Origin of the sequence: Paracoccus spongiarum (assembly GCF_030732095.1) — a bacterium.
Classification (GTDB): Bacteria; Pseudomonadota; Alphaproteobacteria; order Rhodobacterales; family Rhodobacteraceae; genus Paracoccus; species Paracoccus spongiarum.
In genome coordinates, this window is the sequence record NZ_JAVAMQ010000001.1 from 156,002 (window position 1) to 180,130 (window position 24,129).

A 24,129-nucleotide genomic window follows, 5' to 3' on the forward strand; every position below is an offset into this window, starting at 1 on the left:
ATGTAGGAACCGCCGCGGTGCGTCAGCAATGATGCGCGGCGGCGGTTGCGACATATAAGATTCATCCAGCCAAGGATGCGCGGAATGTTGTCTGACAAGGAGTTTTGACGCCGATGCGTCGTCTGTTCATCGCAGTGCTGATGATCTTCTCCTTCGTCACGGTGGCGTTGGCTGTGCCGGCGCACGGCGCCCGCATGGCCACCGTCTCCCAAACGATCGCCTCAAAACACGAAGCGCCGCATCGCACCGCATACTCCTCTCCCGAGGCATGTCAGGAAGATCGAATCTGTTCCGGAAGCGATGGCTTCTGCTACTTCGTATGCTCTGGCATGGGCTCTTGGTTCGTGTCTGACCAGCCCGGAAATGCGATTCAGCCTACCTCGGCGCGTTGGGCACTACCGGAGACGACGAACCTCGCCGGTCTCAGCCCCGAACGGAATGAACGCCCTCCCAATCCCAGTCTCGCTGAAAACCAGTGGCTGCATAAGCGCACGCCGATCTGAACTCAGAGGGAGCATAGTTCTCCCAGGAGACCGAAAATGACACTTATTTCACGACGCGGCTTTCTTGCCGCAAGCGCTGCCACGTTGTCCACAGCAGCTCTACCGCGCTTTGCCATGGCGCAAAACGCCATATCGCTCAGCGCCGCGACACGGGTGCTGGACGTCAATGGACGCGCCGCCACAGTCTTCGGCTTGGAAGGCCCGAGTGGACAGGGATTGGTTCTCAATCCAGGCCAACGCTTTCGCGCCAGTCTTACCAATCGCCTGGATGTTCCGACCCTCATCCATTGGCATGGCCAGATCCCGCCCAACGAGCAGGATGGCGTCCCGGATCTGCCACAGCCGATGCTGCAACCCGACGAAACGCGCTCCTATGACTACGAGCCGCTCCCCGGCACATACTGGATGCACGCGCACATCCCGCTCCAGGAGATGAACCTGCTCGCCGCGCCGCTGATCGTGCGCAGCGCCGAAGACGTGGCGGCCGACCGCCAGGAAGTCGTGATGTTTCTCCATGACTTCTCGTTCAAGGCGCCCGAAGAGGTCATGCAGGAGATCACCGGCGGGCACGGCGGCGGCCACGATATGAGCGCCATGGGAGGCCACGCCGCCCCCGGCGCCTCGATGGACCATTCAGGCATGCAGATGGATATGTCCTCGATGCAGGGCATGGCCATGGATCTGAATGACTACAATTGGGACGCCTACCTGACCAACGACCGCACCTTGTCCGACCCGGAGATCATCATGGTCGAGAAGGGCGGACGGGTAAAGCTGCGGGTGATCAACGGCGCCTCGGCCACTGTTTTCTGGATCGATACGGGTGGGCTGTCTGCGAGACTCGTGGCAGTCGACGGCCATGCCATCGCGGGCCTCGAAGGCAGTCGTTTCGGTATCGCCATGGGCCAACGCCTCGATCTGGATCTGGAGCTTGCCGGTGAAGGGGCGTGGCCCGTGCTTGCGTCGCGCGAGGGGTCGAAGGAGCGCACGGGGTTGATCCTCGCCACGCCCGGCGCGACCATTGAGAAGATCCCGGCGCTTGGCGAAGCGGATGCGCCTGCGTTCGACATCGACCTGTCGCAAGAGCTGAAGCTGCGCGCCTCGGACGGCCTTCCCTCGCGTGCGCCACAGCGCAGCCACATGGTTATGCTGGGCGGCTCGATGCAGCCCTATGTCTGGACCATCGACGGCAAGGTCTGGGGAGATCACAAGCCCCTCCTTGCAAAGACGGGCGAGCGGGTCGAGATCATGTTTCACAATATGTCGATGATGGGGCATCCGATGCATCTGCACGGCCATGTCTTCCAGGTCGTGGACATCAACGGCAAGCGCTTCGATGGGGCACGGCGCGACACCGTTTATGTTCCTCCGATGGCCATGGTGACCGTCGCGCTCGACGCCGGAGAGGCGGCGCGCTGGATGCTGCACTGCCATCATATGCCGCATCTCCAGACCGGCATGATGACCGAGCTCAGCATATCCGCCTGAAATGAATGAAAAAAGCCTGCGCCGCGATTCCTCGCAGCGCAGGCTCTCGCCTGATTTCATTGAACGAGGCGACTAGCCTTCCTGCCCTTCGGGCGTGAAGAAAACGTCGGCGTGCATGTCCTCGGGTCGCAGCCCGCGCGCAAATGCCATTGCCATCGCCGCATCAACCATCGGGGGCGGGCCTGCGACATAGGCTTTCCACCCGTCGAAGTCCGCGAGATCCTCGGCCACCGCGTCGGTCACGAACCCGTGCCGATGGGGGGCTACCTGTGTATCGGACAAGACAGCCGTAAAGCTGAGATTGTTGTGGCGGTCCGCCAGGGTCTCGAAATGCTCGACGAGATAGAGATCACGCGCGCCGCGTGCGCCGAAGTAGACATGGATCGGCTGCTTCATGCCGTGCGCAAGGGCTGTTTCCACGATCGACTTGATCGGCGCCAGACCGGAACCGCCGGCGATGCACAGGATCGGGCCGGAATGATGCTGGCGCAGATAGGAGGAGCCTAGTGGAAATTCGAGCGTCAGCTTGTCACCGGCCTTCAGTGCCTCATGGACGTGCTGCGAGGTGACGCCGCCCGGAACCTTGCGAATGTGAAATTCGAGGCTGTCGTCGCCGTGACGATTGGCCATGGAGTAGCTGCGCGCGGGCACACCATCGAATCCGACCTGGGCATACTGTCCGGCCGTGAAGAGCAACGGGGAGCCATCCACAGGCGAGATTCGCACCAGTTTGATGTCGTGGGTAAGGTCATCGAGGCCGGACACGATGGCCTCCACCCGTCGAGGAGCCTCAACCGCATCATCGTCATCGCTGCCAAGCCAGGCGACAGCCGCATCGGTCTGCGGCACCGCGCGGCATGCCAGGATCAGGCCGTCGGCCTTCTCTTCCTCGCTGAGGGCGAAGCGAGAATGCTGGAGCAGTTCCACCTCGCCCTCGATCAGACGTGACTTGCACGAGCCGCAGCGGCCGGAACGGCAGCCGTGGGGATAAGGTATGCCTGCGGCAAGTGCTGCGTCGAGGATGGTTTGTCCCTCCTGGACCTCCAGACTGACCCGTGCCTGCCGAATATCAACGAACCTGGTCGTCATCATGCACTCCCGGTCAAACCTAGAGCCTTGACGAGTCCCGGCTTCTGGCTTGGGAAGGTTCCGTAGAAAACTTCCGACCCTACGATTGTAATAGGAGCGACCCTGACACCCGTGCGTGCCTTTGCCTCCTCGGCGATCTTGGGGTCGGTCAGGTCACGCTCCTCATAGGCGAGACCCTGCTGGGCCAGCCAACGCTTGAGTGCATGGCAGTCCGGGCAGGTCGGCGTCGTATAGATGAGGATGTGTGGCGTGTTGGCTTCTGGCATGTCCTTGCCCTTCTTGCTTTAGACGTGGATTGGCTTCCGGCAGACCGTCAAACGGCCTCCCGGAAGAGTGGATTGCCGTCAGCGTGCGGCTTCCAGCGCTTGTAAAGTCAAGGCTGTTCTTGCTCCGGGGTCGAAATTTCCGAAGCGCAGGACGACATCAGCAGATGAAGACTGACGTGGTGCCGGCTACGATCGCTCCGACTCGCTGATCGGGAAGTATCGGGCCTGTTGCGCATTGAGATCGCGCAGCCTTCCGGTAGATTGGACGAGACAAATCGACGTGGCCGACACGTTGCCATCAAACGGGCGTGAACCGCCTCAAGACACAGGTGAAAATCGCTGATGACTGCCGGTAAACCGAAACTACGGGTCGAAAAGCAGGCCGAGGCCGCAACCCCGAGCGCAACAGAGACACGCAGCCACCTCGACCATTCCTCGCTCTCGCAGAACGAGGTGACGATCCTGGCGGAAACCTTCCGGCTTCTCGGCGATCCTTCACGGCTGAAAATCCTCCTGAGCTGCATGCCCGGTCCGATTTCGGTCGGCGAGATCGCGGAGAAAATCGACCTGTCCCTATCCCTGGTCAGCCATCATCTGCGCCTGCTGCGCGGTGCCCGTCTCGTCAAGGGCGAGCGCCAGGCCAAGCAGATCTTTTACGAGATCGCCGACGAGCATGTCCGTCAGGTTCTCCACGACATGGCGACGCACATCTCCGAGGATCACGCCGAGGAGTGATCTGAAACCGCGAAAGCCGATACTATCAACATACGCTTGAATAGTTGTTCAATCGTGGTATTGACTCCTTTCGTGGCCATGCGGGGCCTGCGCACGCGCCCACCGCGTGGTGAGAAAGGAGATCGGAATGACAACGGGACTTTCAGCACCTAGCGGCGGTGAGCGCTTGGGCTTTCGCGTCGAGGGCATGGATTGCGCAAGTTGCGTCGGCAAGATCGAGACTGCACTGAACCGTCTGGGAGGCATCACTGACGTTACCGTCAATTTTGCCACCGAGACGCTGCAGCTTTCCCGCGATACGGCCAGCACAACGACGTCGAACGACATCGCCAGGAAGATCCGCGCGCTCGGCTTCGATGTGACCGAGCTACCGCCCGCCGTCATTCCATCGACGCCCGCCCGGCATTCCGAAGCGCACAGCGGGCATGACCACAGCGGCTGCTCCGGTGAGCATGATCATGGGCACGATCACCACCATGCGCATCATCATGATCACAGCGACTGCGGTGGCCACGATCATGGTCAGCTCGCGCAAACGCCGGTCTCGCGCACAGATCCGACATCTCCGCCCAATGTCTCGATGCGGGTCGAGGGCATGGATTGCGCGAGTTGCGTCGGCAAGATCGAAGTCGCACTTGCAAGAATGCCCGATGTTTCCGACATTCGCGTGAACTTCACGACCGAAATGCTTGAACTCAACTTGGTTCCCGGCTCGGGCACCAAGGTTGCCGACATCGAAAGGACCATCAAGAGCCTCGGCTTCGGGGTATCCAACACACGCGAACTTTCGTCTTCGTCCGACGTCGCCGTGGACGTTGCGCCCGCGCCAGCCATGCGCAATCAACGCTGGTGGCAGACTCGCAAGGGCAAGCACGTCATCGGCCTCGGTCTGCTGATGGGCTCGGCCTACCTCATCGCCCAGTTTATCCCCCTCTATGCAGAGTGGATCTTTGCACTCGCCGTCGTCGCAGGCGTCCTGCCGTTCGCCCGCAAGGCGTTTGCTCTCGCGACGTCAGGGTCGCCATTCTCGATTGAGACACTGATGAGCGTGGCCGCGATCGGCGCCTTGGTGATCGGCGAGGCCGAAGAGGCGGCTGCGGTGGTGTTCCTGTTCGCGGTCGGCGAGTTGCTTGAAAGCGTTGCAGCCGGACGCGCTCGCGCTGGCATAAAGGCCCTTGCGTCGCTGGTGCCAAAGACCGCAATTCTGCTTGATCCCAGCGGCGCTCAGCGCAGCGTCCCGGCGACTTCCTTGCGCGTGAACGACCTTGTTCTTGTGCGGCCCGGCGACCGAGTGCCGGCCGACGGACAGATCGTCCAAGGCACTTCCAGCCTCGACGAATCGCCCATCACCGGAGAATCGGTCCCGCGCGCCAAAGCCAAGGGCGAGAGCATTTATGCTGGGTCCATCAATGTCGATGGCGTTCTCAAGGTTCGCGTCGAAAAGGCCGCTGCCGACAACACGATCTCGCGCATCATCCAGCTCGTCGAGCAGGCTCAGTCCGCCAAGGCTCCTACCGCACGTTTCATCGAGAATTTCAGCCGCTACTATACCCCGGCCGTGATGCTGATCGCTGCGCTGATCGTCATCGTGCCGCCACTGGCGATGGGCGGCGATTGGGACACCTGGATCTATCGCGGCCTCGCGCTCTTGCTGATCGCATGTCCCTGCGCGCTCGTTCTCTCGACGCCTGCGGCGATCGCCTCGGGCCTTGCCGTCGGCACCCGCCGCGGCCTGCTGATCAAGGGCGGCAACGCCCTCGAAACCATCGGCAAGGTGAATGCTATCGCCTTCGACAAGACAGGGACGCTTACTGAGGGCAAGCCGCGCGTCACCGAAACGGTGGCCTTCGGCAAGAACGAGGAGAAGGACGTCATCGCATTGGCGGCAGCGGTCGAGACGGGTTCCAGCCATCCGCTTGCCAAGGCGATCATCAACCGAGCAGAGGCTTCCGGCATAGCGGTCCCTCCGGCGCAGGACGCCTCTGCGACGGCCGGGAAGGCAGTCCATGCCACGGTCGTCGGGCGCCGCCTTGCCGTCGGCTCCCCGAGCCATGCCGCGAACGTGGTAGTGATCGGTAAGCACGAGCAGAGCGCAATCGAAGGGCTCGAAGATCGCGGCAACACCGTTGCCGTCCTCTTTGATGAGGGGACGCGGGAAGCAATCGGCCTGATCGCCTTGCGCGACGAACCGCGGCGAGACGCGCCCGAGGGGATTGCCCGGCTCAAAGCGATGGGCGTTCGTTCCGTGATGCTGACCGGCGACAATCGGCGCACCGCTCAGGCGATCGCCAAGGGTCTTGGTATCGAATGGAGCGCCGAGCTTCTGCCGCAGGACAAGCTCGATCTCGTGAACGAGATGAAACGAACGACCAAGGTGGCTATGGTCGGTGATGGAATCAACGATGCCCCTGCGCTCGCAACCGCCGATGTCGGGATCGCCATGGGCGGCGGAACCGACGTGGCAATCGAGACGGCGGACGCCGCCCTGCTGAAGAGCCGAGTGACGGATGTTGCCCATCTTGTGGCGCTGTCCCGTGCGACAATGGCCAACATCCATCAGAACGTCGTCTTCGCTTTGGCGCTGAAGGGCCTGTTTCTCGTTACCAGCGTCCTAGGGATCACCGGCCTCTGGATCGCAGTCCTCGCCGATACCGGCGCCACCGCGATCGTGACGCTGAATGCGCTCCGGCTCTTGCGCTTCAAGGGGGCGAAGTCGAACGACGACGAACGTGACGACGGCACGTCTTCACGCCCCCTGATACCAGCCGAGAGCTACTGATCCCTCCCGTCGAAGAAGCCGTCCGTCAAACTTGACGGGCGGCTTTGCCCGGCCGGAACCAATCGTAGCAACGGCGAACATCGCGCTCGGAAAACCCATTCATGAACTGGCACCACCCTTCAGAAAGGACAACAGCCATGGACCTGGGCATCGGCAAACTCTCCCAGATCACGGGGGTCAAGATTCCAACGATCCGCTATTACGAGCAGATCGGTCTCTTGCCCGAGGGCTTGCGAAACAAGGGCAATCAGAGACGCTACGATCATGATGCGGTCAAACGATTACTGTTCATTCGCCGGGCGCGGGATCTCGGGTTTGACATCGATGCGATCAGGGATCTGCTTCATCTAGCCGACGTCTCGGCCTCGCGTTCGCCCGAGGCACTCCGTATCGCAAAACAGCAGCTCGCTTCCGTCGAGGAGAAGATCGCTCAACTGGAAGACCTTGAAAAGGTGATCAAGCGGGTCGCCGAAGGCGAGAGCGATGGGGACGACGCGCCCTATTGCTGCAGCACGGCGACAGATCATGCGGATAAGCCCCTCCACTAGCCTCGAAACGACAGGAGGTATGGAGTTGAGATACCTTTATTCCAATCTGGAAAGGAGCCAGAGCTGCGTCGTCGTGGGGGCGGGACCGGCCGGCCTGATGCTCGGACTCCTTCTGGCCCGATCCGGGGTCGACGTAACGGTCATCGAGAAGCACCAGGACTTCCTGCGCGATTTTCGTGGAGATACCATCCATCCTTCGACACTCGAAGCAATGCACGAGCTTGGCTATCTCGACGAACTTCTCACGCTTCCCCATCAGAAAGCCTATCAGCTCCACGCTGAGATCGAAGGACGCAAGGTCACGATCGCAGACTTCTCCAAACTGCCGACGCGCGCCAAGTTCATCGCGTTCATGCCCCAATGGGATTTCCTGAATTTTCTGGCACGGAAGGCAGCGGGATTTCCGCGCTTCCGCTTGCTGATGTCGACCGAGATAACGTCGCTCCGTTGGGAAGCAGGTCGAGTTGTCGGCGTGAATGCTCGCCAGAGCGACCGCAATCTGGTTCTTGATGCCGATCTCGTAATCGGTGCCGACGGACGCAATTCCGCCACCCGCAAGGCTGCGGGACTTGAGTTTCAGAGCTTTGGCACGGCCACAGATATTCTATGGATGAAGGTCTCGAAAAAGGCCGGCGATCCCCAGCAAGCGATGAGCCATGCCGGCCCGCGACAGGGGCTGGTTCTGATCGACCGAGGCGACTACTGGCAGTGCGGCTACGTCATCACCAAGGGGACCGTCGACGCGCTGAAGGACGGCGGAATTGGTGCGCTTCGCGCAAGGATCGCTGAGGTCGCACCTTTGCCTGCGGACCGCTTCAAGGAGATCCGCTCTTGGGATGACGTGCATCTGCTGAGCGTTCGGATCGACCGCCTGAAGACGTGGTGGAAACCCGGCCTGTTGTTTATCGGGGATGCCGCACACGCCATGTCGCTGATTGGCGGCGTTGGTGTGAACCTCGCTATTCAGGACGCTATAGCGACGGCCAACCTACTGGCTGAAGCCTTGCGCGAAGGACGAATGAAAACGCGCTTGCTGGAGGCCGTGCAGCGCCGACGCGCCTTTCCAACCAGAGCGACCCAAAAACTACAACTGATGATGCGCAGCCGAAAGCGTGCGGGTGAGGCAGACAGCGCACGAAGTCCGAAGCCTCCTCTCTTCATGCGCCTGATTGCCCGGTCGCCACTGTTGCCCCGGCTGACCGGCCGCCTCATCGGACTTGGCTTTCGTCCCGAGCATGTTCGCACACAGCTAGTCGATTGGTCCTGTTCGCTCAGGAAGTCTGCGGCTCCGCCCCGATAAAACTATGGAGCAGGTGCTTGACCTAGGCACCTTGGCCGATGTCACCTTCACCGTAGAGACTAGCTTGCGAGAAAGGGATTATCGTTCGCTGGTGAATTTCCCGCTGACATTCTCGCCATCCGCCGCAGCACGGGAGATTCTCTGCCCGTTTCGAAGAACCAGCAATCAACGATTAGGGGAGAATGGCGCACCCATCAGGATTCGAACCTGAGGCCTCCACCTTCGGAGGGTGGCGCTCTATCCAGCTGAGCTATGGGTGCCTACTGCTTACGCAGTGCTTACGCGGTTTTCGAGCGAGTGTTAACCCCAAAAATCGAAGCCCGCAAGTTACTGTTTTACTTCTACTTTTTTACTCACTCGTTCACATTGCCGGACTTGACATCCGCCTTCGGAGGGCGACACTCTATCCAGCTGAGCTACGGGTGCAGACTGCCTTGGCCCGTGCTTACGCGAAGTCGGCGCGGGGTTAAAGGTCAGAATGACGGGTGGGGACCGGGTTTTTTCCGGCCATCTGGCTCCTGTCGCGGTCATGCCGCGCCGTTCGCAGGATGCTGCGGCAGATCGCAAACGGCACCAACGCCAACGGCCGGCGCAGAGCCATGCCAACGGGGCGGCAGCGGTTGCCAGCCGGTCAGAAGCCGAACGAGAAGCTGCGCACCACGCCGACCCGGACGAGCGGCTGGTATTCATCGCGCACGACCGGCGAATCACCCGCATCGCCGATCAGCTTGCCATACTGGATCTCGCCCAGCAGCGCGGTGCTTTCGCCCAGCGCATAGCGGGCCTCGAAGGTGATTGCGGCCCGGTTGAAGCCGCCGCCCGGCGCATAGGCCGGGAATCCGCTGGCGGCCGATTCGGCCGGGGTGACGCCGAAATAGGTGGCGTTGTAGTCGCCGTCGCCATAGCCCATCTCGACGCCGGACCACAGGGTGACGCGGTCGCTGAGTTCGGTGCGGTATTTCGCGCCGACCTCGCCCACCAGACCGCTGTGGCCGCCGAAGCCCTTGCGCAGCGCGGCATAGGCGTTCACAGGGCCGGTGATGTAATGGGCCTTGAGCCCGAATTCATAGGCCGCGTCGATGTCGTTCAGGCCGGCCAGTTCGGGATCGTCCTCGGCGCTGCGCTCGCCTTCGGTGCCGAAGGACGGCGACAGCGAGAAGCCTTGGGACGGTGTCGCGGCACCGCTGCCGAGATGGGCGTTGCGCCAGATCAGCCACGGCCCCGCCTCGGCCTCGTCCGAGCCCGGATAGCTCGGCCCGACACTGATCCCCAGCCCCAGATCCGCCGAGAACGACCGGAAAGCCGACAGGTCCTGTGCGCCAGCGGCACCGGCCAGCGGCAGGGCAAGAACGGCGAGGGCGAGGGCAGCTTTCATGAGGTATCCAGACATCGGCAGGAGGGCGTATCAGCCGTCCCTAGGGCCGAATCGCCCGGGCCGGCAAGCGGGCATCGGGCCGCAGCGGCGCTGCGCGCGGCACTGCCGCAAACCGGCAACAGTCAGCCGCCCCCGGCAAGGTCCAGCTGTTCGGCGGCACGCACCCACAGTGCCTCGGCCCGGCCCATCGCCTCGACCGCCTCGGAATGCTTGCGGCCCCATTTCTCGGCCTCGGCGGGATTGCCGTAGACTGCCGGATCGGCCAGCTTGCGGTCCAGCTTTTCCAGCATCTCGGTCAGCTTCTCGACGCGTTCCTCGGCGCGGCGCAGCTCGGCCCGCAGGACCTGCATCTCGTCGCGCCCCGGACGGCGCGTGGCGGGCCTGTCCGCCTGTTTGTCGGCCTGCCTTTCGGCGGCTCGGCGGTCGGCACGCGGCGCCTCGTCACCGGCCAGCAGGAAGCGGCGGTAATCGTCCAGGTCGCCCTCGTAGCTTGTCACCGCGCCGTCATTGACCAGCCACAGCCGCTCGGCCACGAGGCCCAGCAGGTGCATGTCGTGGCTGACCAGCACGACCGCGCCGGTGTAGTCGTTCAGCGCCTCGGACAGCGCCTCGCGGCTTTCGATGTCGAGATGGTTCGTGGGCTCGTCCAGCACCAGCAGGTGCGGCGCGTCGATCGTCGCGATCAGCAGCGACAGCCGGGCCTTCTGGCCGCCCGACAGCTGGCCTACGTGGGTCTCGGCCTGCGCCTCCATCAGCCCGAACCCGGCAAGCCGCGCGCGCAACCTCGCGGGCGCCTCGCCCGGGCGCAGCCGGCGGATGTGGTCGATGGGGGTTTCCGCCAGTCGCAATTCGTCGACCTGATGCTGGGCGAAGTATCCCACCCGCAGCTTGCCCGACCGCGCGACCCGCCCGGCCATGCGGTCGAGGCGTTCGGCCAGCAGCTTGGACAGGGTCGACTTGCCCTGCCCGTTCCGGCCCAGCAATGCGATGCGGTCGTCCTGGTCGATGCGCAGGTTCAGGCCGCGCAGCACGGCCCGGTCGCCATAGCCGACGGCCACATCCTCCATCGCGATGATCGGCGGCGACAGCTCTTCGGGCTGCGGAAAGCCGAAGCGGTGGAACCTGGCCTCCTCGGGCGCCGTGATCGGCTGCATCTTCTCAAGCATCTTGACGCGGGCCTGCGCCTGGCGGGCCTTGCTGGCCTTGGCGCGGAAGCGGTCGACAAAGCTTTGCAGATGGTCGCGGCGGGCCTGCTGCTTTTTCGCGTCGGCGGCCTGCAGGGCGCGCTTTTCGGCGCGGATGCGGGCAAAGCTGTCATAGCCGCCGGTATAGAGGGTGAGCCGCCGCGCCTCGAGATGCAGGATGTGACCCACCGCGCGGTTCAGCAGGTCGCGATCATGGCTGATGATGATGACGGTATGCGGATAGCGGGCGAGATAGGTTTCCAGCCACAGCGCGCCCTCGAGGTCCAGATAGTTCGTCGGCTCGTCCAGCAGCAGCAGGTCGGGCTGGGCGAACAGCACGCCGGCCAGCGCGACCCGCATCCGCCACCCGCCCGAGAAGTCGCTGGTGGGACGGGCCTGATCGGCGGTCGAGAAGCCCAGACCATCGAGGATCGAGGCAGCCCGCGCCTCGGCCGACCAGGCGTCGATGTCGGCCAGTCTGGTCTGGATGTCGGCGATGCGGTGCGGATCGGTGGCGCTGAGGCTTTCGGCCATCAGCGCGGCGCGTTCCAGGTCGGAGTCAAGCACCGTGTCGAGGACGGATCGCGCGGTTCCCGGCGCCTCCTGAGCCACGCCGCCGATGCGCGCCCGTGACGGCAGGGCGATCTCGCCCCCGTCCAGCGACAATTCGCCCCGGATCAGCCGGAAAAGCGTCGTCTTGCCCGCCCCGTTCGGCCCGACTAGTCCGACCTTGTGGCCCGCGGGAATGCTGGCCGACGCATGCTCGAACAGCGGGCGGCCCTGGATGGCGAATGAGATGTCGTCGATGCGCAGCATGCCGGGGGCATGGCGCAAGCCGGCCGGGCCGTCAATGGGCCGAGTGGATCGCGCAGCGCGGCGGGCGGGCAAATCACCGCGTCGCCCGCCGGCAATCCCCCCGCCCTGCCTGCCGCGGCGGGGCGAGGCGTCAGGACCTCATTTCACCGTGATCCGCCCGTCCAGGACCGGCGTGAAGCCGGGCCCCTGCCCGGCCAGATATTCGGCCAGCACCTCAGCCAGGTCGGGGCCGAAATCATAGGCATTCTTTGCATTCGTCGCGAAGACGGCATAGCCGTCGCCGCCCCCGCGCATGTAGTTGTTCGACACCACGCCATAGGTCGCGGCCGGGTCGATGGCGACCCACTCGCCCTCGACCTGCACCATCACCTCGCTGATCCGGCTTCCCGCCGCAGCCGCCGGATCGACGGTGTATTTCAGCCCGGCGACCTGTGCGAAGCGGCCGGCGATTTCCTCGATCTGGCTGGCCCCGTTCTCCAGCGCCGCGACGACATCCGCGCCGGTCAGCTGGAACGTGGCCAGGGTGTTCTGAAACGGCAGCACGGTATAGACCTCGCCCATGGACACCGGGCCCTGATCGATCGAGGCGCGCAGCCCACCGCCATTCGCGATCGCGATCGAGATCCCCTGATCCCTGACCCGGTCCAGCATCGCCTCGGCCACCAGATTGCCCATCTCGCATTCCCGGACGCGGCAATTGGCCCTGTCGCCGTCGATCGGGGCTGCCGTCTCGGCCACGACCTTCTGGCGCAGCTCGTCGATCGGCGCGGCCATTTCCTCGATCCGGGCCGCAAGCGTCTCGTCCTCGGCAACCGAGGCGTCCAGCAGGATCGGCTGACCCTCTGCGCTGATCAGCTTGCCGTCATCGTCGAAGGTCAAGACGAGATGGCCAAGATATTTCGAATAGGAATAGGCCTGCGCCACCGGGACCTCGGTGCCGTCGGGCCCGGCGACCATTGTCGGATAGGGGCCCTCGGCGCCATCCATGTCGCCCAGCAGCGTGTGCGAATGACCGCCAATGACGGCGTCCAGACCGGGCACCTGCGCGGCGATCTGCTGGTCGCGACGATAGCCCACATGGTTCAGCGCGATGATCTTGTCGACGCCCGCCTCGGTCAGTTCCTGCACATCGCCCTTGAGGCTGTCGATGTCGTCCGAGAAGATGATATTGGGGCCGGGCGCCGCGAGTTCCGGCGTATCCGTGGCAAGCGCCGAGACGATGCCGATCTTCTCGCCATTGATCTCCAGCGTCACGCTGTTGGCGATCACGTCCCTGAGGATGTTCGACTGCGACACGTCGATGTTACCCGCCGTCACCGGAAACTCGACCCCGCTGGCCAGCCGGGCGAGGCCCTCGGGGCCGTCGTCGAATTCGTGGTTGCCGACCACCATGGCGTCATAGCCGGTCGCGCTCATGAACTCGACCACCTCCTCGCCCTTGTAGGTCGTGTAGAAAAGGCTGCCCTGATACTGGTCACCGGCATCCAGCACGATGACATTGCCGCCCTCGGCCCTGATCTGGCTGCGCAGTTCCTTTATCTTGGAGGCGATGCGCGCCACGCCGCCGAAGCATTCATTGGCCGCCAGCGTCTCTGCGTCGCAGGTGCTGTCATAGGCGTTGATCGGCTCGACCCGGCTGTGCACGTCGTTCGTGTGCAGGACATGCAGGACCATCTCGGCCTGAACGCTGCCAGCGGACAGGGCCGCGACAGAGACCGCCGTCAGAAAGCGCAATGTCATCCCTGATTCCTTTCCATCCCGTGAGTTCTCGACCGACAGCTTGGCGCAGCACCGTGAGGCGGTCAAACATCGCGTCGGGTCATGGCCGGGGAAGCCGGGGGAAGGGCGACGGCGGCCCTTGACCCGCCCCCGTCGCGGGCGGCAAATGCGGCCATGCTGATCTACAAGATTCTCCGCGCCCCCGAATGGGCCGCCATGCAGGCCGACGGTCACACGGACGGCGCGCCCGTCGACCTGCGCGACGGCTTCATCCACCTGTCGACGGGCCCGCAGCTCGCCGGCACCCTCGACCGCCATTTTGCCGGTGAGGAGGATTTGACCCTGCTGGCGTGCGATGCGGAGGCGCTGGCCGGTGACCTGAGATGGGAAGAGGCGCGCGGCGGACAGCTGTTTCCGCATCTCTTCCGCAGCCTGAGGCTTTCGGATGTGGTGTGGACGCGACCGGCGCGTGATGCAGGGCAGCTTCCACGATGAGCATCGTCGAACGATTGGGCCTGAAGGCGCTGCATCGGCTGGACCCGGAACGCGCGCATGATCTGTCGATCCGGGCGCTTGTCGCCGGGCTCGTCCCGCTGCCCGGCGAGGCGGTCACGACCGACCGGCTGCGGACGCGACTGGCCGGACTGGACCTGGCCAATCCGGTCGGCCTTGCTGCGGGATATGACAAGAACGCGCGGGCCGTCGCGCCGCTGATGCGGGCGGGCTTCGGCTTCATCGAACTGGGCGCCGCGACGCCCCGTCCCCAGCCGGGCAACCCGCGACCGCGGCTTTTCCGGCTGAGCGAGGATCAGGCAATCATCAACCGTTTCGGCTTCAACAACGAGGGCGCGACAGCCATCGCGGAACGGCTCGGGCGGCGGCCCAGCGGTGTGCCGGTCGGCCTCAACATCGGCGCGAACAAGGACAGCGCCGACCGCGCCGCCGATTTTGCCGAGGTGGTCCGCATCGCGGGCGATGCGGCCGATTTCCTGACCGTCAATGTCTCGTCGCCCAATACCGAACGCCTGCGCGACCTGCAGGGTCCCGAGGCCCTTTCGGTGCTTCTGGAGGGCGTAATCGCGGCACGCGACGCACTGCCCCGGCGCCGCCCGGTTTTCATCAAGATCGCGCCGGACCTCGACGACCGCGCCATCGCCGACATCGCGGCGGTGGCCCGCGACGCATCGGTGGACGCGATCATTGCCACCAACACCACGCTGTCGCGCGACGGGCTGGCGTCACCGCAGTGCAATCAGGCGGGCGGGCTGTCCGGCGCGCCGCTGTTCCTGCGCTCTACTCAGGTTCTGGCTCGGCTTCATCGCGAGACGGCCGGCCGGATCCCGCTGATCGGTGTCGGGGGGATCGGATCGGCCCGGCAGGCATGGGACAAGCTGTCCGCGGGCGCCAGCGCGATCCAGATCTATTCGGCGCTGATCTATCGGGGGTTTTCGCTGGCGACCCGGATCGCCCGGGACCTTGATGAGCGGCTGTCGCGCGAGCGCATGACGCTGCCCGAACTGACCGGCAGCGCCACCGCCGACTGGCTCTAGCAGGCCGCTGAAATAGTTTCGCCTCGACAGTGGTTTGAGAACATGGTTCACCCTCGTCACGATAACAGCGGGTGTTATGATGCGCGGGACGGACGAGACGAGCGGGACGCTGTTCAGGCATGTCGACCTGGAGGCGCGCGTCCCCGCGAAGCATCCGCTGCGCAAGATCCGTCAGGTGGTGAACGAGGCGCTGGCCAGCCTGGATGGCGAGTTCGAGGCGCTTTACACCGATTTCGGTCGCCCCTCGATCCCGCCGGAACGGCTGATCCGGGCCAGCCTGCTTCAGATCCTGTTCTCGGTCCGCTCCGAGCGGCAGTTGATGGAACAGATGCAATATGACCTGCTGTTCCGCTGGTTCGTAGGGCTCGGCATCGACGACGCCGTCTGGGTGCCGACCGTATTCACCAAGAACCGCGACCGGCTGCTGACGACCGAGATGTCGCGCAAGGTGATGGCGGCGATCCTGGCCCATCGCGAAGTCGCGCCGCTCCTGTCGGATGATCACTTCTCGGTCGACGGCACGCTGGTGAAGGCCTGGGCCTCGATGAAGAGCTTCCAGCCCAAGGGCTCCGACACGCCGCCCGACGATGACCCCGGCAGCCCACCCGGACCCGACGCCACCGCCAAAGACCACCCCGAACCGACCGTTTCCGGGACCGCTCCGATGCCCCGTCCCAGCCGCCAGAACCGCAATGCCGAAGTCGACTTCCGGGGCGAGAAGCGGTCCAATGCCACGCATGCCTCGACCACCGACCCGGATGCACGGCTCTACAAAAAGTCCCCCGGCACCGGCGCCATGCTCTGCTTCATGGGTCATGCTCTGATGGAAAACCGCTCCGGTCTGATCGTGCAGGGCGATCTGACGCAGGCCGACGGTCATGCGGAACGGCGCGCTGCCCTCGACATGATCCATCGCCATTCCCCGGGGTCGACCCGACAGTTGACGCTGGGTGCGGACAAGGGCTTCGACGCGGCCGAGTTCGTCGCTGATCTCAGGCAGGCCTGTGTCACCCCGCATGTCGCGCAGAAATCCAGATATTCGGCAATCGACGCCAGAACCACCCGGCACAAGGGATATGCCCTGTCGATCAAGCACCGCAAACGGATCGAAGAGGCTTTCGGCTGGGCCAAGACCGTCGGCGGCATGGCACAGACCGTCTATCGCGGCCTCGAAAGGGTGCGCTCCCGCTTCATCATGACGATGGCCGCCAACAACCTCGCCCGACTGCCCCGGCTGCTGGCCGCGTGACGATGGCTAACAGCGTCAAACAGGCATGCTTTCTGCGCCGAGGCGCCCGAAGCCAAACCCGGACAGTTGTGCCGAAAGGAAACCGTTCTGCATAACCGACTATTTCAGCGGCCTGTTAGATATAGTCCTCGATCCCCAGAAGCTGGTTCATGCTCTGCGAGGGTTCTGGACAGCCCGCATCCCCTATCACGCGCGCCGGAACCCCCGCGACCGTCTTGCAGCAGGGCACGTCGTGCAGCACGACCGATCCGGCCGCGATGCGCGAGTGGTGGCCGATGCGGATGTTGCCGAGCACCTTCGCGCCGGCGCCGATCATCACGCCATCGCCGATCTTGGGGTGCCGATCGCCATCCTCCTTGCCGGTCCCGCCCAGGGTCACCGAATGCAGCATCGACACATCGTTGCCGACCGAGGCCGTCTCACCGATGACGATGGAATGGGCATGGTCGATCATCACGCCGGTGCCGATCGTCGCAGCCGGGTGAATATCGACGCCAAAGCATTCCGAGCAGCGCATCTGCACGAAATAGGCCATGTCCTTGCGGCCCTGCTGCCAGAGCCAGTGACCCATCCGATAGGCCTGAAGCGCCTGAAATCCCTTGAAGAACAGGATGGGCTGGATCAGCCTGTGGGTGGCAGGATCGCGATCATAGACGGCCAGAAGGTCGGCACGGGCCGCGTCGCCCAGCGCCGAGGTGCCGGCATAGGCCTGATCGGCGATCTCTCGCAGGATCTGCTCGCTCATCTCGCCGCTGGCAAGCTTCAGCGAGAAGCGGTAGGCCAAGGCCGCTTCGAGGCTGTGATGATGCAGCAGCCCCGCATGGATCAGCGCGCCCAGAAGCGGCTCGTCCCGCACCGCGGCGGACGCCTCGTCACGCACCTGGGACCAGACCGCATCGCGATCCAGACCCAGAGCGTTCTTGCCATCATGCTGCATGTTCATCGCAATCACCCGCGCTTGCCTTGTCCCCGGTTTAGCCCAGATCGGCAGGCGGGGAAAGCCGCACGGGTGCCGGGTCAGACCGAAGTCGGCAGCCGCAGTTCCCACCAGTGCAGCGCAAGAGCCACGCGACCGCCGGAAAACGAGCCGCCCTCTGCTGTCATCACGAGGCTGTCGGGCTGGTAATAGGTCATCGGCGACCCCAGCATGCCCCGTGCCCAGGAATTCGTGGCCGTGCCGATCCCCTGACCGAAGCGGTTGTTCGCGCCCTGGCTGCCCAGTCGCCATGTGGCCAGCGTGCCGGTTATCGCCTGCGTGACGCGCGCCACCGCGCCGATCACCATGGCCCCCGACGGGATCGCAACGCCGGTATCGAAGCTGGCGCCGGCGGCGACGACGACCTCGGCCTCGGCAATGCCCGCGACCATCGCCCCGCCATGCGCGCCCATCGTCACCGCGCCCGCGACCCACCCGGTGCCGTCATGGATCGCCGCACGGCCCTGATCGACCACAAAACCACGCATCCCGGCAGTAGGCGGGACGAATACCCAGCCGCCATTTGATCCGATGGCGATGCGCCCGGCCTGTCCCGCCCAGGGGCCGACCGCGCCACCCGGCACGCCCCAGCACTGCCCGTCGACAACGGCCGACGGCGGCTGGGCGGTGGTGACGCTGGCCAGCACCAGATTGACCAGGCCGTCAAGCCGCATCAGCGACTCGTTGACGGTGACATGCTTCTGCGCCTGCGCCGGTTGCAACAGCGGCATCGCGAGGCGGTTCGTTTCAGTCATCGGCATTGAAGGTCCTCCTGTGGAACGGGCCCGCCCCGAACTGGTCCGACAGCTGCGCCACGGCGACGTCGAAGCTGCCGCCGGCCATGACGACCTGCCAGACATCGGCGGGCAGGGTGTAATGCGGCTGGCTTGTCTGCGCCTCGTGCAGCCGGGCGCCATACTGGAAGACCCGCAGCAGATACATCTCGCGCGTCTCGCCCAGCGGCACGTCCAGCCCGTCCCAGCCGTCGCCGTCGATGCGCGTGCGGCGGATCCAGCTGAAACTGCGGCCCTCGCGGCGCAGGTGGCAGGGTGCGTAGGGCCGCAGGCCGATGCCGCGGGCCTCTGTCGTCCGGGCGCGATAGCTGGGATCATCCGGGGACCGCAACGCGGGACCGATTCGCCAGAACCGCTCCTGGCCGCGCGCGCCGGGCGGCAGGCTGACCTGCCGCGGCGCACCATCCATCAGCACCACCATGCTGCCCGCCGGCCAGGCGTCCGGCATGATCGCGTCGGTGCCTGCCTGACCGCGCAGCCGGTCGCCGATTTCCCAGACGCCGCCGCCGACCGGAACGGCGCTGCCGAACTGCATCACCTCCCAGTTCTCGGTCGAGCCGTCGCCGATCGCCAGGACATTGGCCCCGGCCAGCAACGCCCGCCGCGTGACCGAGCGCAGCGCCTCCGACCTGATCCGGACCCGCAACGGCGCGCCCCGGTCGATCAGCCCCGGTCGCGCCGCCGGCAGGTCGGTTTCGGTCAGCCCGATCACCGCGCGCCGGTCAAGTGTCAGGTTCAGCCCATAGCCGCCCTCTTCCTCGACCGACACATAGGCCGAGACCGCGCCGCGCCAGGGCCGCGCCGTCACCGCCAGATAGGGCGCATGTGGCACCTCGTCGCCGCGCAGCAGCGGCAGGTCCAGAAAGACCGGCATCACCGGCATCGGCGGCAGATAGCGCCGCACCTTCGCGTCGTCGTCGTTCGAGATCGCGGGCCGGTAGACCCCGGGCTCGACCCGCATCGCATCGACGGTGATCGCGCCCGCACGCTCGAGCCGGTCGATGCGCCAGCGCCGCGCCTCTACGCCGTGCTGCCGCAGCCGGACCACATCGCCGACGCCCAGATGGCCCCAGGACGGCGGCAGCGCGAAACGCGCCGTATCGCGCGACACGACCGCCTCGGACAACCATCGTTCGGCGATGACACGGCCCTCGGCACGGGTCAGCGCCATCGGGAACTCGCTGCCGCTGACCGTGTCCTGATCGGCCTCCGGCAGGCTTGCCTCGGCGGTGGCGGCCGGATAGTCCGAACCCGCCTCGACATGGGTCAGCCGAACCCGCCCCGCCAGTTGCGGCTCGGCAGCGCGAACACTCTCCAGACCCGACAGCTCTTCGGTGACGGCCATATCCTCGGGGCCGATCTCGGCGGCGGCGAGGCCGTCGCGCGACAGGAAACGCAAGGCCCCGTCACGCTCGACCGCATCGAAGCGATGGGCAAGCATGAGGGGTTGCAGCGCCGCCCGCCCGGTCTCTCCGCCGGCAAGGCAATAGCCGCGCACCACGCCCGAGATGCGGCTGGTGTCGAATGCCGCCACGCCGGCGATGCGGCAGATGTCGCCGACCACGGCGCCCAGCGTCACCGCGCCCGCCCGGCCATTCAGCCAGTGCCCGCGTTCCCAGGCGGCGCCGTCCGACCACAGGTCCGACCGCGCCGGAAACGCCGGATAGGGCCGCGCATCCCAGCACCAGACATGGGCCCGATCCAGATCCACCATGCGGCCGCCATCCTGCATGGCCGGATTGTTCGCGGGATCCGACCAGTACTCGGTCACCGCGCGGACATAGGCGGCCTGGATCGCGTCGTCACGCTGGCCGCTGGAATAATGCGGCAGGACGCTTTCCGAACTGTGCGCGTCAAGGAACTTGTTGGGCTGGTTGGTCGCCTTGTCCAGCGCCGCGCAGCCATATTCGGTAAACCAGATCGGCTTCGATGCGGGCACCCAGGCGGTTGCCTCACGCGATCTGACGCCGCCGGGCCGGTCGTAATGCAGGTTCTGCCACCAGCTCGTGATGTCCTTGTAGCGCCAGACCCAGGCCTCGTCATAGGTGCCGTCGGTGATGGGTGTGCGGGTCTGCGTGTGGCGGTCCGCGTCGGTGGCATAATACCAGTCATGTCCCTCGCCGCCGCGGACATTCGCCAGAAGATAGGCCGGATTGTCGATCCGCCCCCAGCCCGCGTCGCGATGATCCTCCCCGTCGCGCCAGTCCGACAGCGGCATGTAGTTGTCGATGCCGATGAAGTCGATGTTGTCGTCCGACCACAGCGGATCGAGGTGAAAGAACAGCTCGCCATCGCCCGGGTGATGCCCGAAATATTCGGACCAGTCGGCGGCATAGCCGATCTTGACCCCGGGACCCAGGATCGCCCGCACATCGGCGGCCAGCCGCCGCAGTTCCGCGACCGCCGGATAGCTGTGCTGCGGTCCCCGGATCTGCGTCATGCCGATCATTTCCGACCCGATGAGGAAGGCGTCGATCCCGCCCGCCGCCGCGCAGAGGTGCGCGTAATGCAGGATGAAGCGCCGATAGGACCACTCGTCCGGCCCTGCATAGGACAGCGTGTCGCCGTCGCGGCTGAAATCGCCGATCGCGGCGGCGCCGAAAAACGCCGTCACCTCGTCGACCGCCGCCTGAGTGCCGTCCGGCGATCCGTCGCGACCCGCCGCGACCGAGGTGGTGATCCGACCCCGCCAAGGCATCACCGGCTGCTCGCCGGGTCCGTAGGGATCGGGGCGGCCGTTCCCGGCCAGCTGTTCCATCAGGATGAAGGGGTAGAACACCGCCCGGCGCCCCGACTCGGCGATGGCGCGCAACGCCTCGATCACCGACTGGTCCGAGGGCGTGCCGCCATAGACCGGCCGTCCGTCGACCTGCGCGATGGTCTGCGCCTCGGCCCGCGCGACCCCGCCCGCCCGCCACGGCATCTCGCTGCCGTCCGACAGGACCTGCTCGACCTTCGGGCGCACCGCGCAGCGGTTGATGCGCAGGTCATCCCCGAACCACGACACCACCAGAGAGACCGAACCCACGCGGGGCAGTTCGCGGCCCATGATGTCCAGCGCGGCCGAGAAATCGGTGCCGCCCATCGGCGTGTTCACATTGATCGATTCGACATCGCCCAGCCCCATGTCCTTCGTGACCGGGGTCGTCGCAAGGGAGTATTCGCCAGTTCCGGGGATCAGCGCGACAGCCCGAACATCGCGGCAAAGGCCGGTGCCGTCCTGCGCCGGGCAGGTCACCTCGAAGCTCAGCTGCGGCAGCCGGTTGCCCCAGCGTTCAAGCGCCAGGTTCTCCAGCACGACATAGGCCAGCCCGCGATAGGCCGGTGCCGCCTCGCCCTCATGCGCGGTGATCGCGGAATCGGGCATCTGCCTGTCATCGCCATGATAGACGCGCATGTTCAGGTCGGCCGGCGCAATCTCCTCGCCATCGGCCCACACGCGGCCGACGCCCAGGATCTCGCCTTCGCACAGCGCCAGCGCGACTGACAGGCGATAGCTGATCTGCGTGACCTGCTGGCTGGGCCCGCCCTTGCCGCCGCCCGCGCCTTCGGTCCGGGCGACCTCCTCCAGCGGCGCCGCCCAGATGACGTGGCCGGGCAGGCGCATCTGGCCCCAGACCCTCGGGATCGAGGCCCCCTCGCCGGCGGTCTGCAAGCGCAGCCGGTCGATGCGCCCTGTCTCGACCGCCTTGGACCCGCCGCCCAGAAGGCGTTGGTCGATGGCACGGCCGACCGTGGCCCCGACCGCGCGGCCGATGACGGCGCCCGAAAGGCCGAGAAAGGCACCGCCGAACCCGCCGCCGATGGATGCACCCACTGCGGACAGCACAATCGTGGCCATCGCGGCCTCCTTCGTTCAGATCTTCAGGGAAAGCGGAACCGGGCTGCGATCCGGTTCCGCCAGGGCATCGTCAGCGGGCTTTCGATGACCCCGTGATGGGTATAGGCATGGACAAAGCGTGGCTCGGCGCCGTCCTCGACCAGCACCCCCAGATGCTTTGCGACCGCGCCCGGTCGCATGCGGAACAGCAGCACCTGCCCGGCAGACAGAGCCCTCTCGCGCGGCACCGCCGGAAGATGCCGCGCGGCCCCCGCCATCAGGAACTCGGTCGCCCCGAACTCGCCCCAGTCGGGTGTGTAGGGCGGTGCCGCCTCGGGCTCAGACCCGTAAAGGGCGCGCCACAGCCCCCGGATCAGCCCCAGGCAGTCCGATCCCGCCCCTTGCACGCTGGCCTGATGGACATAAGGCGTGCCGATCCAGTCGCGCGCCAGCGCCACGATCCGCGCCGCGTCAGCCACGATTGCCCCCCGCCTGCGGCGCCATCAGCCAGTCTTCGCTTGGCAGATGCGGAAAGCCGCGGAAGTTCAGGAAATTCGCGAACTTCATCCGGCAGGTCTCGGCGCGCTTGTCGCAGCCCGCGGTCAGGCGCACCGTGTCGCCCGCACGCAGGCTGGTTCCCAACTGCTGCCACAGCTCGATCTCGCGGCCGGCCCCGGCGATGGCCAGGTCGTTCTTGATCGCCCCGCCCAGACCCTCGGCCGGGCCGTCAAGGACCAGCAGCGTCCCGCGCTCGAACCAGCCGCCCGAGTGATCGGGAAATTCGGCAAGCCGCAGACGCACCTCGTCCTCGATCGCCAGGACCTGACGCTCGATGCGCAACGCCGTGCCGGCCAGGTCCACCTTGCAGGCGCCATCGCCCAGCCTGGCCGAGCATCGCGGATGAAAGACCCGGCCCTGAGCGGCGTTCAGCGGCTCGGACAGCCCGCGCAATTCGGCGCGAAACGCGCCACGCGACCGCGCGATCTCGCCCAGCCGGCCGGCAAAGACCAGCCTGCGCCGCGCGGGATCGGACCAGTCCACCTCCCACATCTTCAGCTCGGCGTTGTCCCACCGGCCTGCCAGCAGGTCTCGCTCGGTGATGGCGTCGTCCGACAGCGCGCCCTCGGCCTCGGAATTGTCCACCGACAGCCCCGAGCCCTGCACCAGTGCGCGGGCGGTCATGCCGTGGTCGGGCCGATAGCTCAGCCCGCCAAAGCGCACCGTCACGTCGTGATCGGTGAAGCCCAGGGTCAGGCCATCCGCGCGCCGGATGCTCCACGCCCGGCAGAAGGTCGTGGTGGTCATACGCGCACCTCGACGATCGGGATCTGCGGCATTTCGCCGGCCTGGAAACTGGCGACCGAGACAGAGATGCGGTCGGTGTCGAAACGCACCGGCACGTCGAATTCGAAGCCTGCGGTGACGGCTGCGCCCGGCTCGGGCGGCTGGCTGAAGGTCACGGTCCCGACGGCGTGGTTCACGGTGTAATCGGCGTCGGCGAAGCGTTCGACACCGCCCACGCCGGCGCGAACCGTGTCGCGCACCGGCTTGGTGATCGGCCGGTGATAGCGCGCCGGACCCGAGGCATAGGTCTTGGTCAGCGCGAAGGTCACGGTGTCTCCGTCGCCGCGCGCGATCTCCTGGTCGTCGAAGGCCGGCGCGCGGGATGGCGCGCAACTCTTGTAGTCGGACCAGTCCTTCCACCGGAACCCGTGCAACTGGCCGGCCCGCGCCTCGAAGAACGCCACCAGCGCCGACAGATCGTCCAGCGAACGCAGCCCCATCCCGGCGTCATAGCGGCGGCGCGCATGGGCCCAGGGGCTGTTGCGCTCTTCAAAGCCGCTGGCCAGCGCGACGATCTCGGTGCGCCGCTCGGGGCCTCCGATCGACCCGAAGGACAGGTTCGCGGGAAACCTCACCTCGTGAAATGCCATCTCT

The 24,129-nt window shown here is 65.6% G+C and carries 20 protein-coding genes and 1 tRNA gene; 9 read left to right on the plus strand and 12 right to left on the minus strand.

Annotated elements, in window-relative coordinates; translation table 11 throughout:
- Nucleotides 1-113: 113 nt before the first annotated feature.
- The gene (locus tag Q5Y72_RS00770; protein WP_127898013.1) at nucleotides 114-503 is read left to right on the plus strand and encodes a hypothetical protein; all 390 of its coding nucleotides are present in this window, start codon (nucleotides 114-116) and stop codon (nucleotides 501-503) included.
- A gap of 36 nt (nucleotides 504-539) precedes the next feature.
- Nucleotides 540-1,991 (plus strand): multicopper oxidase family protein, encoded by a 1,452-nt coding sequence (locus Q5Y72_RS00775; RefSeq protein WP_080620525.1) that lies wholly within the window; start codon nucleotides 540-542, stop codon nucleotides 1,989-1,991.
- 72 nt (nucleotides 1,992-2,063) lie between these two features.
- Here Q5Y72_RS00775 and Q5Y72_RS00780 read toward each other — a convergent pair whose 3' ends face one another.
- Both Q5Y72_RS00780 and Q5Y72_RS00785 read right to left on the minus strand, forming a co-directional pair.
- Nucleotides 2,064-3,080 carry a 2Fe-2S iron-sulfur cluster-binding protein gene (locus Q5Y72_RS00780; protein ID WP_080622751.1) on the minus strand — a complete coding sequence of 339 codons (1,017 nt, stop codon included), beginning with the start codon at nucleotides 3,078-3,080 and terminating at the stop codon, nucleotides 2,064-2,066.
- Nucleotides 3,080-3,346, minus strand: coding sequence for a glutaredoxin family protein (locus Q5Y72_RS00785; RefSeq protein ID WP_080620526.1), 267 nt, complete (start codon nucleotides 3,344-3,346; stop codon nucleotides 3,080-3,082). Before Q5Y72_RS00785 ends, Q5Y72_RS00780 begins: the two co-directional genes overlap by 1 nt.
- A gap of 342 nt (nucleotides 3,347-3,688) precedes the next feature.
- Here Q5Y72_RS00785 and Q5Y72_RS00790 point away from each other — a divergent pair, with 342 nt between their 5' ends.
- The 4 genes from Q5Y72_RS00790 to Q5Y72_RS00805 all read left to right on the plus strand — a co-directional run bounded on the left by Q5Y72_RS00790 (nucleotide 3,689) and on the right by Q5Y72_RS00805 (nucleotide 8,708).
- Nucleotides 3,689-4,081: an ArsR/SmtB family transcription factor gene (locus Q5Y72_RS00790; RefSeq protein ID WP_080620527.1), complete on the plus strand. Its 393-nt coding sequence runs from the start codon at nucleotides 3,689-3,691 to the stop codon at nucleotides 4,079-4,081.
- Between the two features lie 127 nt (nucleotides 4,082-4,208).
- Nucleotides 4,209-6,860 carry a heavy metal translocating P-type ATPase gene (locus tag Q5Y72_RS00795; protein ID WP_080620528.1) on the plus strand — a complete coding sequence of 884 codons (2,652 nt, stop codon included), beginning with the start codon at nucleotides 4,209-4,211 and terminating at the stop codon, nucleotides 6,858-6,860.
- Nucleotides 6,861-6,997: 137 nt separating this feature from the next.
- A complete protein-coding gene (locus tag Q5Y72_RS00800) occupies nucleotides 6,998-7,408 on the plus strand; it encodes a MerR family transcriptional regulator (protein WP_080620529.1) in 411 nt (136 codons plus the stop codon).
- A gap of 25 nt (nucleotides 7,409-7,433) precedes the next feature.
- Nucleotides 7,434-8,708 (plus strand): FAD-dependent oxidoreductase, encoded by a 1,275-nt coding sequence (locus Q5Y72_RS00805; RefSeq protein WP_240542510.1) that lies wholly within the window; start codon nucleotides 7,434-7,436, stop codon nucleotides 8,706-8,708.
- Nucleotides 8,709-8,891: 183 nt separating this feature from the next.
- Here Q5Y72_RS00805 and Q5Y72_RS00810 read toward each other — a convergent pair.
- The 4 genes from Q5Y72_RS00810 to Q5Y72_RS00825 all read right to left on the minus strand — a co-directional run bounded on the left by Q5Y72_RS00810 (nucleotide 8,892) and on the right by Q5Y72_RS00825 (nucleotide 13,823).
- A tRNA-Arg gene (locus tag Q5Y72_RS00810) sits at nucleotides 8,892-8,968 on the minus strand.
- Between the two features lie 371 nt (nucleotides 8,969-9,339).
- A complete protein-coding gene (locus tag Q5Y72_RS00815; protein ID WP_305961515.1) occupies nucleotides 9,340-10,083 on the minus strand; it encodes a MipA/OmpV family protein in 744 nt (247 codons plus the stop codon).
- 122 nt (nucleotides 10,084-10,205) lie between these two features.
- Entirely contained in the window at nucleotides 10,206-12,083 is a 1,878-nt protein-coding gene (locus tag Q5Y72_RS00820; protein ID WP_305961516.1) for an ABC-F family ATP-binding cassette domain-containing protein, read from the minus strand.
- Between the two features lie 138 nt (nucleotides 12,084-12,221).
- Nucleotides 12,222-13,823 carry a bifunctional metallophosphatase/5'-nucleotidase gene (locus tag Q5Y72_RS00825; RefSeq protein WP_305961517.1) on the minus strand — a complete coding sequence of 534 codons (1,602 nt, stop codon included), beginning with the start codon at nucleotides 13,821-13,823 and terminating at the stop codon, nucleotides 12,222-12,224.
- Nucleotides 13,824-13,976: 153 nt separating this feature from the next.
- Between Q5Y72_RS00825 and Q5Y72_RS00830 the strand changes: the two genes are divergently transcribed.
- The 3 genes from Q5Y72_RS00830 (at nucleotide 13,977) to Q5Y72_RS00840 (ending at nucleotide 16,601) form a co-directional block, all read left to right on the plus strand.
- Nucleotides 13,977-14,297 carry a DUF952 domain-containing protein gene (locus Q5Y72_RS00830; protein ID WP_305961518.1) on the plus strand — a complete coding sequence of 107 codons (321 nt, stop codon included), beginning with the start codon at nucleotides 13,977-13,979 and terminating at the stop codon, nucleotides 14,295-14,297.
- Entirely contained in the window at nucleotides 14,294-15,352 is a 1,059-nt protein-coding gene (locus tag Q5Y72_RS00835) for a quinone-dependent dihydroorotate dehydrogenase (RefSeq protein WP_305961519.1), read from the plus strand. The genes Q5Y72_RS00830 and Q5Y72_RS00835 overlap by 4 nt, the downstream gene beginning before the upstream one ends.
- A gap of 79 nt (nucleotides 15,353-15,431) precedes the next feature.
- Nucleotides 15,432-16,601: an IS5 family transposase gene (locus Q5Y72_RS00840; RefSeq protein WP_305961520.1), complete on the plus strand. Its 1,170-nt coding sequence runs from the start codon at nucleotides 15,432-15,434 to the stop codon at nucleotides 16,599-16,601.
- A 115-nt stretch (nucleotides 16,602-16,716) separates the two neighbouring features.
- Here Q5Y72_RS00840 and cysE read toward each other — a convergent pair whose 3' ends face one another.
- From cysE to Q5Y72_RS00870, 6 genes are all read right to left on the minus strand, one after another.
- Nucleotides 16,717-17,544 (minus strand): serine O-acetyltransferase, encoded by an 828-nt coding sequence (cysE, locus tag Q5Y72_RS00845; protein WP_305961521.1) that lies wholly within the window; start codon nucleotides 17,542-17,544, stop codon nucleotides 16,717-16,719.
- Between the two features lie 74 nt (nucleotides 17,545-17,618).
- Nucleotides 17,619-18,332: a DUF2793 domain-containing protein gene (locus Q5Y72_RS00850; RefSeq protein ID WP_305961522.1), complete on the minus strand. Its 714-nt coding sequence runs from the start codon at nucleotides 18,330-18,332 to the stop codon at nucleotides 17,619-17,621.
- Nucleotides 18,325-22,212 (minus strand): baseplate multidomain protein megatron, encoded by a 3,888-nt coding sequence (locus Q5Y72_RS00855; protein WP_305961523.1) that lies wholly within the window; start codon nucleotides 22,210-22,212, stop codon nucleotides 18,325-18,327. The genes Q5Y72_RS00850 and Q5Y72_RS00855 overlap by 8 nt, the downstream gene beginning before the upstream one ends.
- A gap of 23 nt (nucleotides 22,213-22,235) precedes the next feature.
- Nucleotides 22,236-22,673, minus strand: a complete 438-nt coding sequence (locus tag Q5Y72_RS00860; RefSeq protein ID WP_371930734.1) for a C40 family peptidase — start codon at nucleotides 22,671-22,673, stop codon at nucleotides 22,236-22,238.
- Nucleotides 22,663-23,496 carry a phage/gene transfer agent baseplate hub protein gene (locus Q5Y72_RS00865; protein WP_305961525.1) on the minus strand — a complete coding sequence of 278 codons (834 nt, stop codon included), beginning with the start codon at nucleotides 23,494-23,496 and terminating at the stop codon, nucleotides 22,663-22,665. Before Q5Y72_RS00865 ends, Q5Y72_RS00860 begins: the two co-directional genes overlap by 11 nt.
- Entirely contained in the window at nucleotides 23,493-24,125 is a 633-nt protein-coding gene (locus tag Q5Y72_RS00870) for a DUF2460 domain-containing protein (RefSeq protein WP_305961526.1), read from the minus strand. The genes Q5Y72_RS00865 and Q5Y72_RS00870 overlap by 4 nt, the downstream gene beginning before the upstream one ends.
- Nucleotides 24,126-24,129 lie beyond the last annotated feature (4 nt).

Excerpts from the sequence above, each read along its gene's own strand:
- Q5Y72_RS00815 (WP_305961515.1), bottom strand. The coding sequence starts at position 10,083 with ATGAAAGCTGCCCTCGCCCTCGCCGTTCTTGCCCTGCCGCTGGCCGGT.
- Q5Y72_RS00855 (WP_305961523.1), bottom strand. The coding sequence starts at position 22,212 with ATGGCCACGATTGTGCTGTCCGCAGTGGGTGCATCCATCGGCGGCGGG.
- Q5Y72_RS00850 (WP_305961522.1), bottom strand. The coding sequence starts at position 18,332 with ATGACTGAAACGAACCGCCTCGCGATGCCGCTGTTGCAACCGGCGCAG.
- Q5Y72_RS00820 (WP_305961516.1), bottom strand. The coding sequence starts at position 12,083 with ATGCTGCGCATCGACGACATCTCATTCGCCATCCAGGGCCGCCCGCTG.
- Q5Y72_RS00790 (WP_080620527.1), top strand. The coding sequence starts at position 3,689 with ATGACTGCCGGTAAACCGAAACTACGGGTCGAAAAGCAGGCCGAGGCC.
- Q5Y72_RS00785 (WP_080620526.1), bottom strand. The coding sequence starts at position 3,346 with ATGCCAGAAGCCAACACGCCACACATCCTCATCTATACGACGCCGACC.
- Q5Y72_RS00770 (WP_127898013.1), top strand. The coding sequence starts at position 114 with ATGCGTCGTCTGTTCATCGCAGTGCTGATGATCTTCTCCTTCGTCACG.
- Q5Y72_RS00830 (WP_305961518.1), top strand. The coding sequence starts at position 13,977 with ATGCTGATCTACAAGATTCTCCGCGCCCCCGAATGGGCCGCCATGCAG.
- cysE (WP_305961521.1), bottom strand. The coding sequence starts at position 17,544 with ATGAACATGCAGCATGATGGCAAGAACGCTCTGGGTCTGGATCGCGAT.
- Q5Y72_RS00835 (WP_305961519.1), top strand. The coding sequence starts at position 14,294 with ATGAGCATCGTCGAACGATTGGGCCTGAAGGCGCTGCATCGGCTGGAC.
- Q5Y72_RS00870 (WP_305961526.1), bottom strand. The coding sequence starts at position 24,125 with ATGGCATTTCACGAGGTGAGGTTTCCCGCGAACCTGTCCTTCGGGTCG.
- Q5Y72_RS00780 (WP_080622751.1), bottom strand. The coding sequence starts at position 3,080 with ATGACGACCAGGTTCGTTGATATTCGGCAGGCACGGGTCAGTCTGGAG.
- Q5Y72_RS00795 (WP_080620528.1), top strand. The coding sequence starts at position 4,209 with ATGACAACGGGACTTTCAGCACCTAGCGGCGGTGAGCGCTTGGGCTTT.
- Q5Y72_RS00840 (WP_305961520.1), top strand. The coding sequence starts at position 15,432 with ATGCGCGGGACGGACGAGACGAGCGGGACGCTGTTCAGGCATGTCGAC.
- Q5Y72_RS00865 (WP_305961525.1), bottom strand. The coding sequence starts at position 23,496 with ATGACCACCACGACCTTCTGCCGGGCGTGGAGCATCCGGCGCGCGGAT.
- Q5Y72_RS00800 (WP_080620529.1), top strand. The coding sequence starts at position 6,998 with ATGGACCTGGGCATCGGCAAACTCTCCCAGATCACGGGGGTCAAGATT.
- Q5Y72_RS00775 (WP_080620525.1), top strand. The coding sequence starts at position 540 with ATGACACTTATTTCACGACGCGGCTTTCTTGCCGCAAGCGCTGCCACG.
- Q5Y72_RS00825 (WP_305961517.1), bottom strand. The coding sequence starts at position 13,823 with ATGACATTGCGCTTTCTGACGGCGGTCTCTGTCGCGGCCCTGTCCGCT.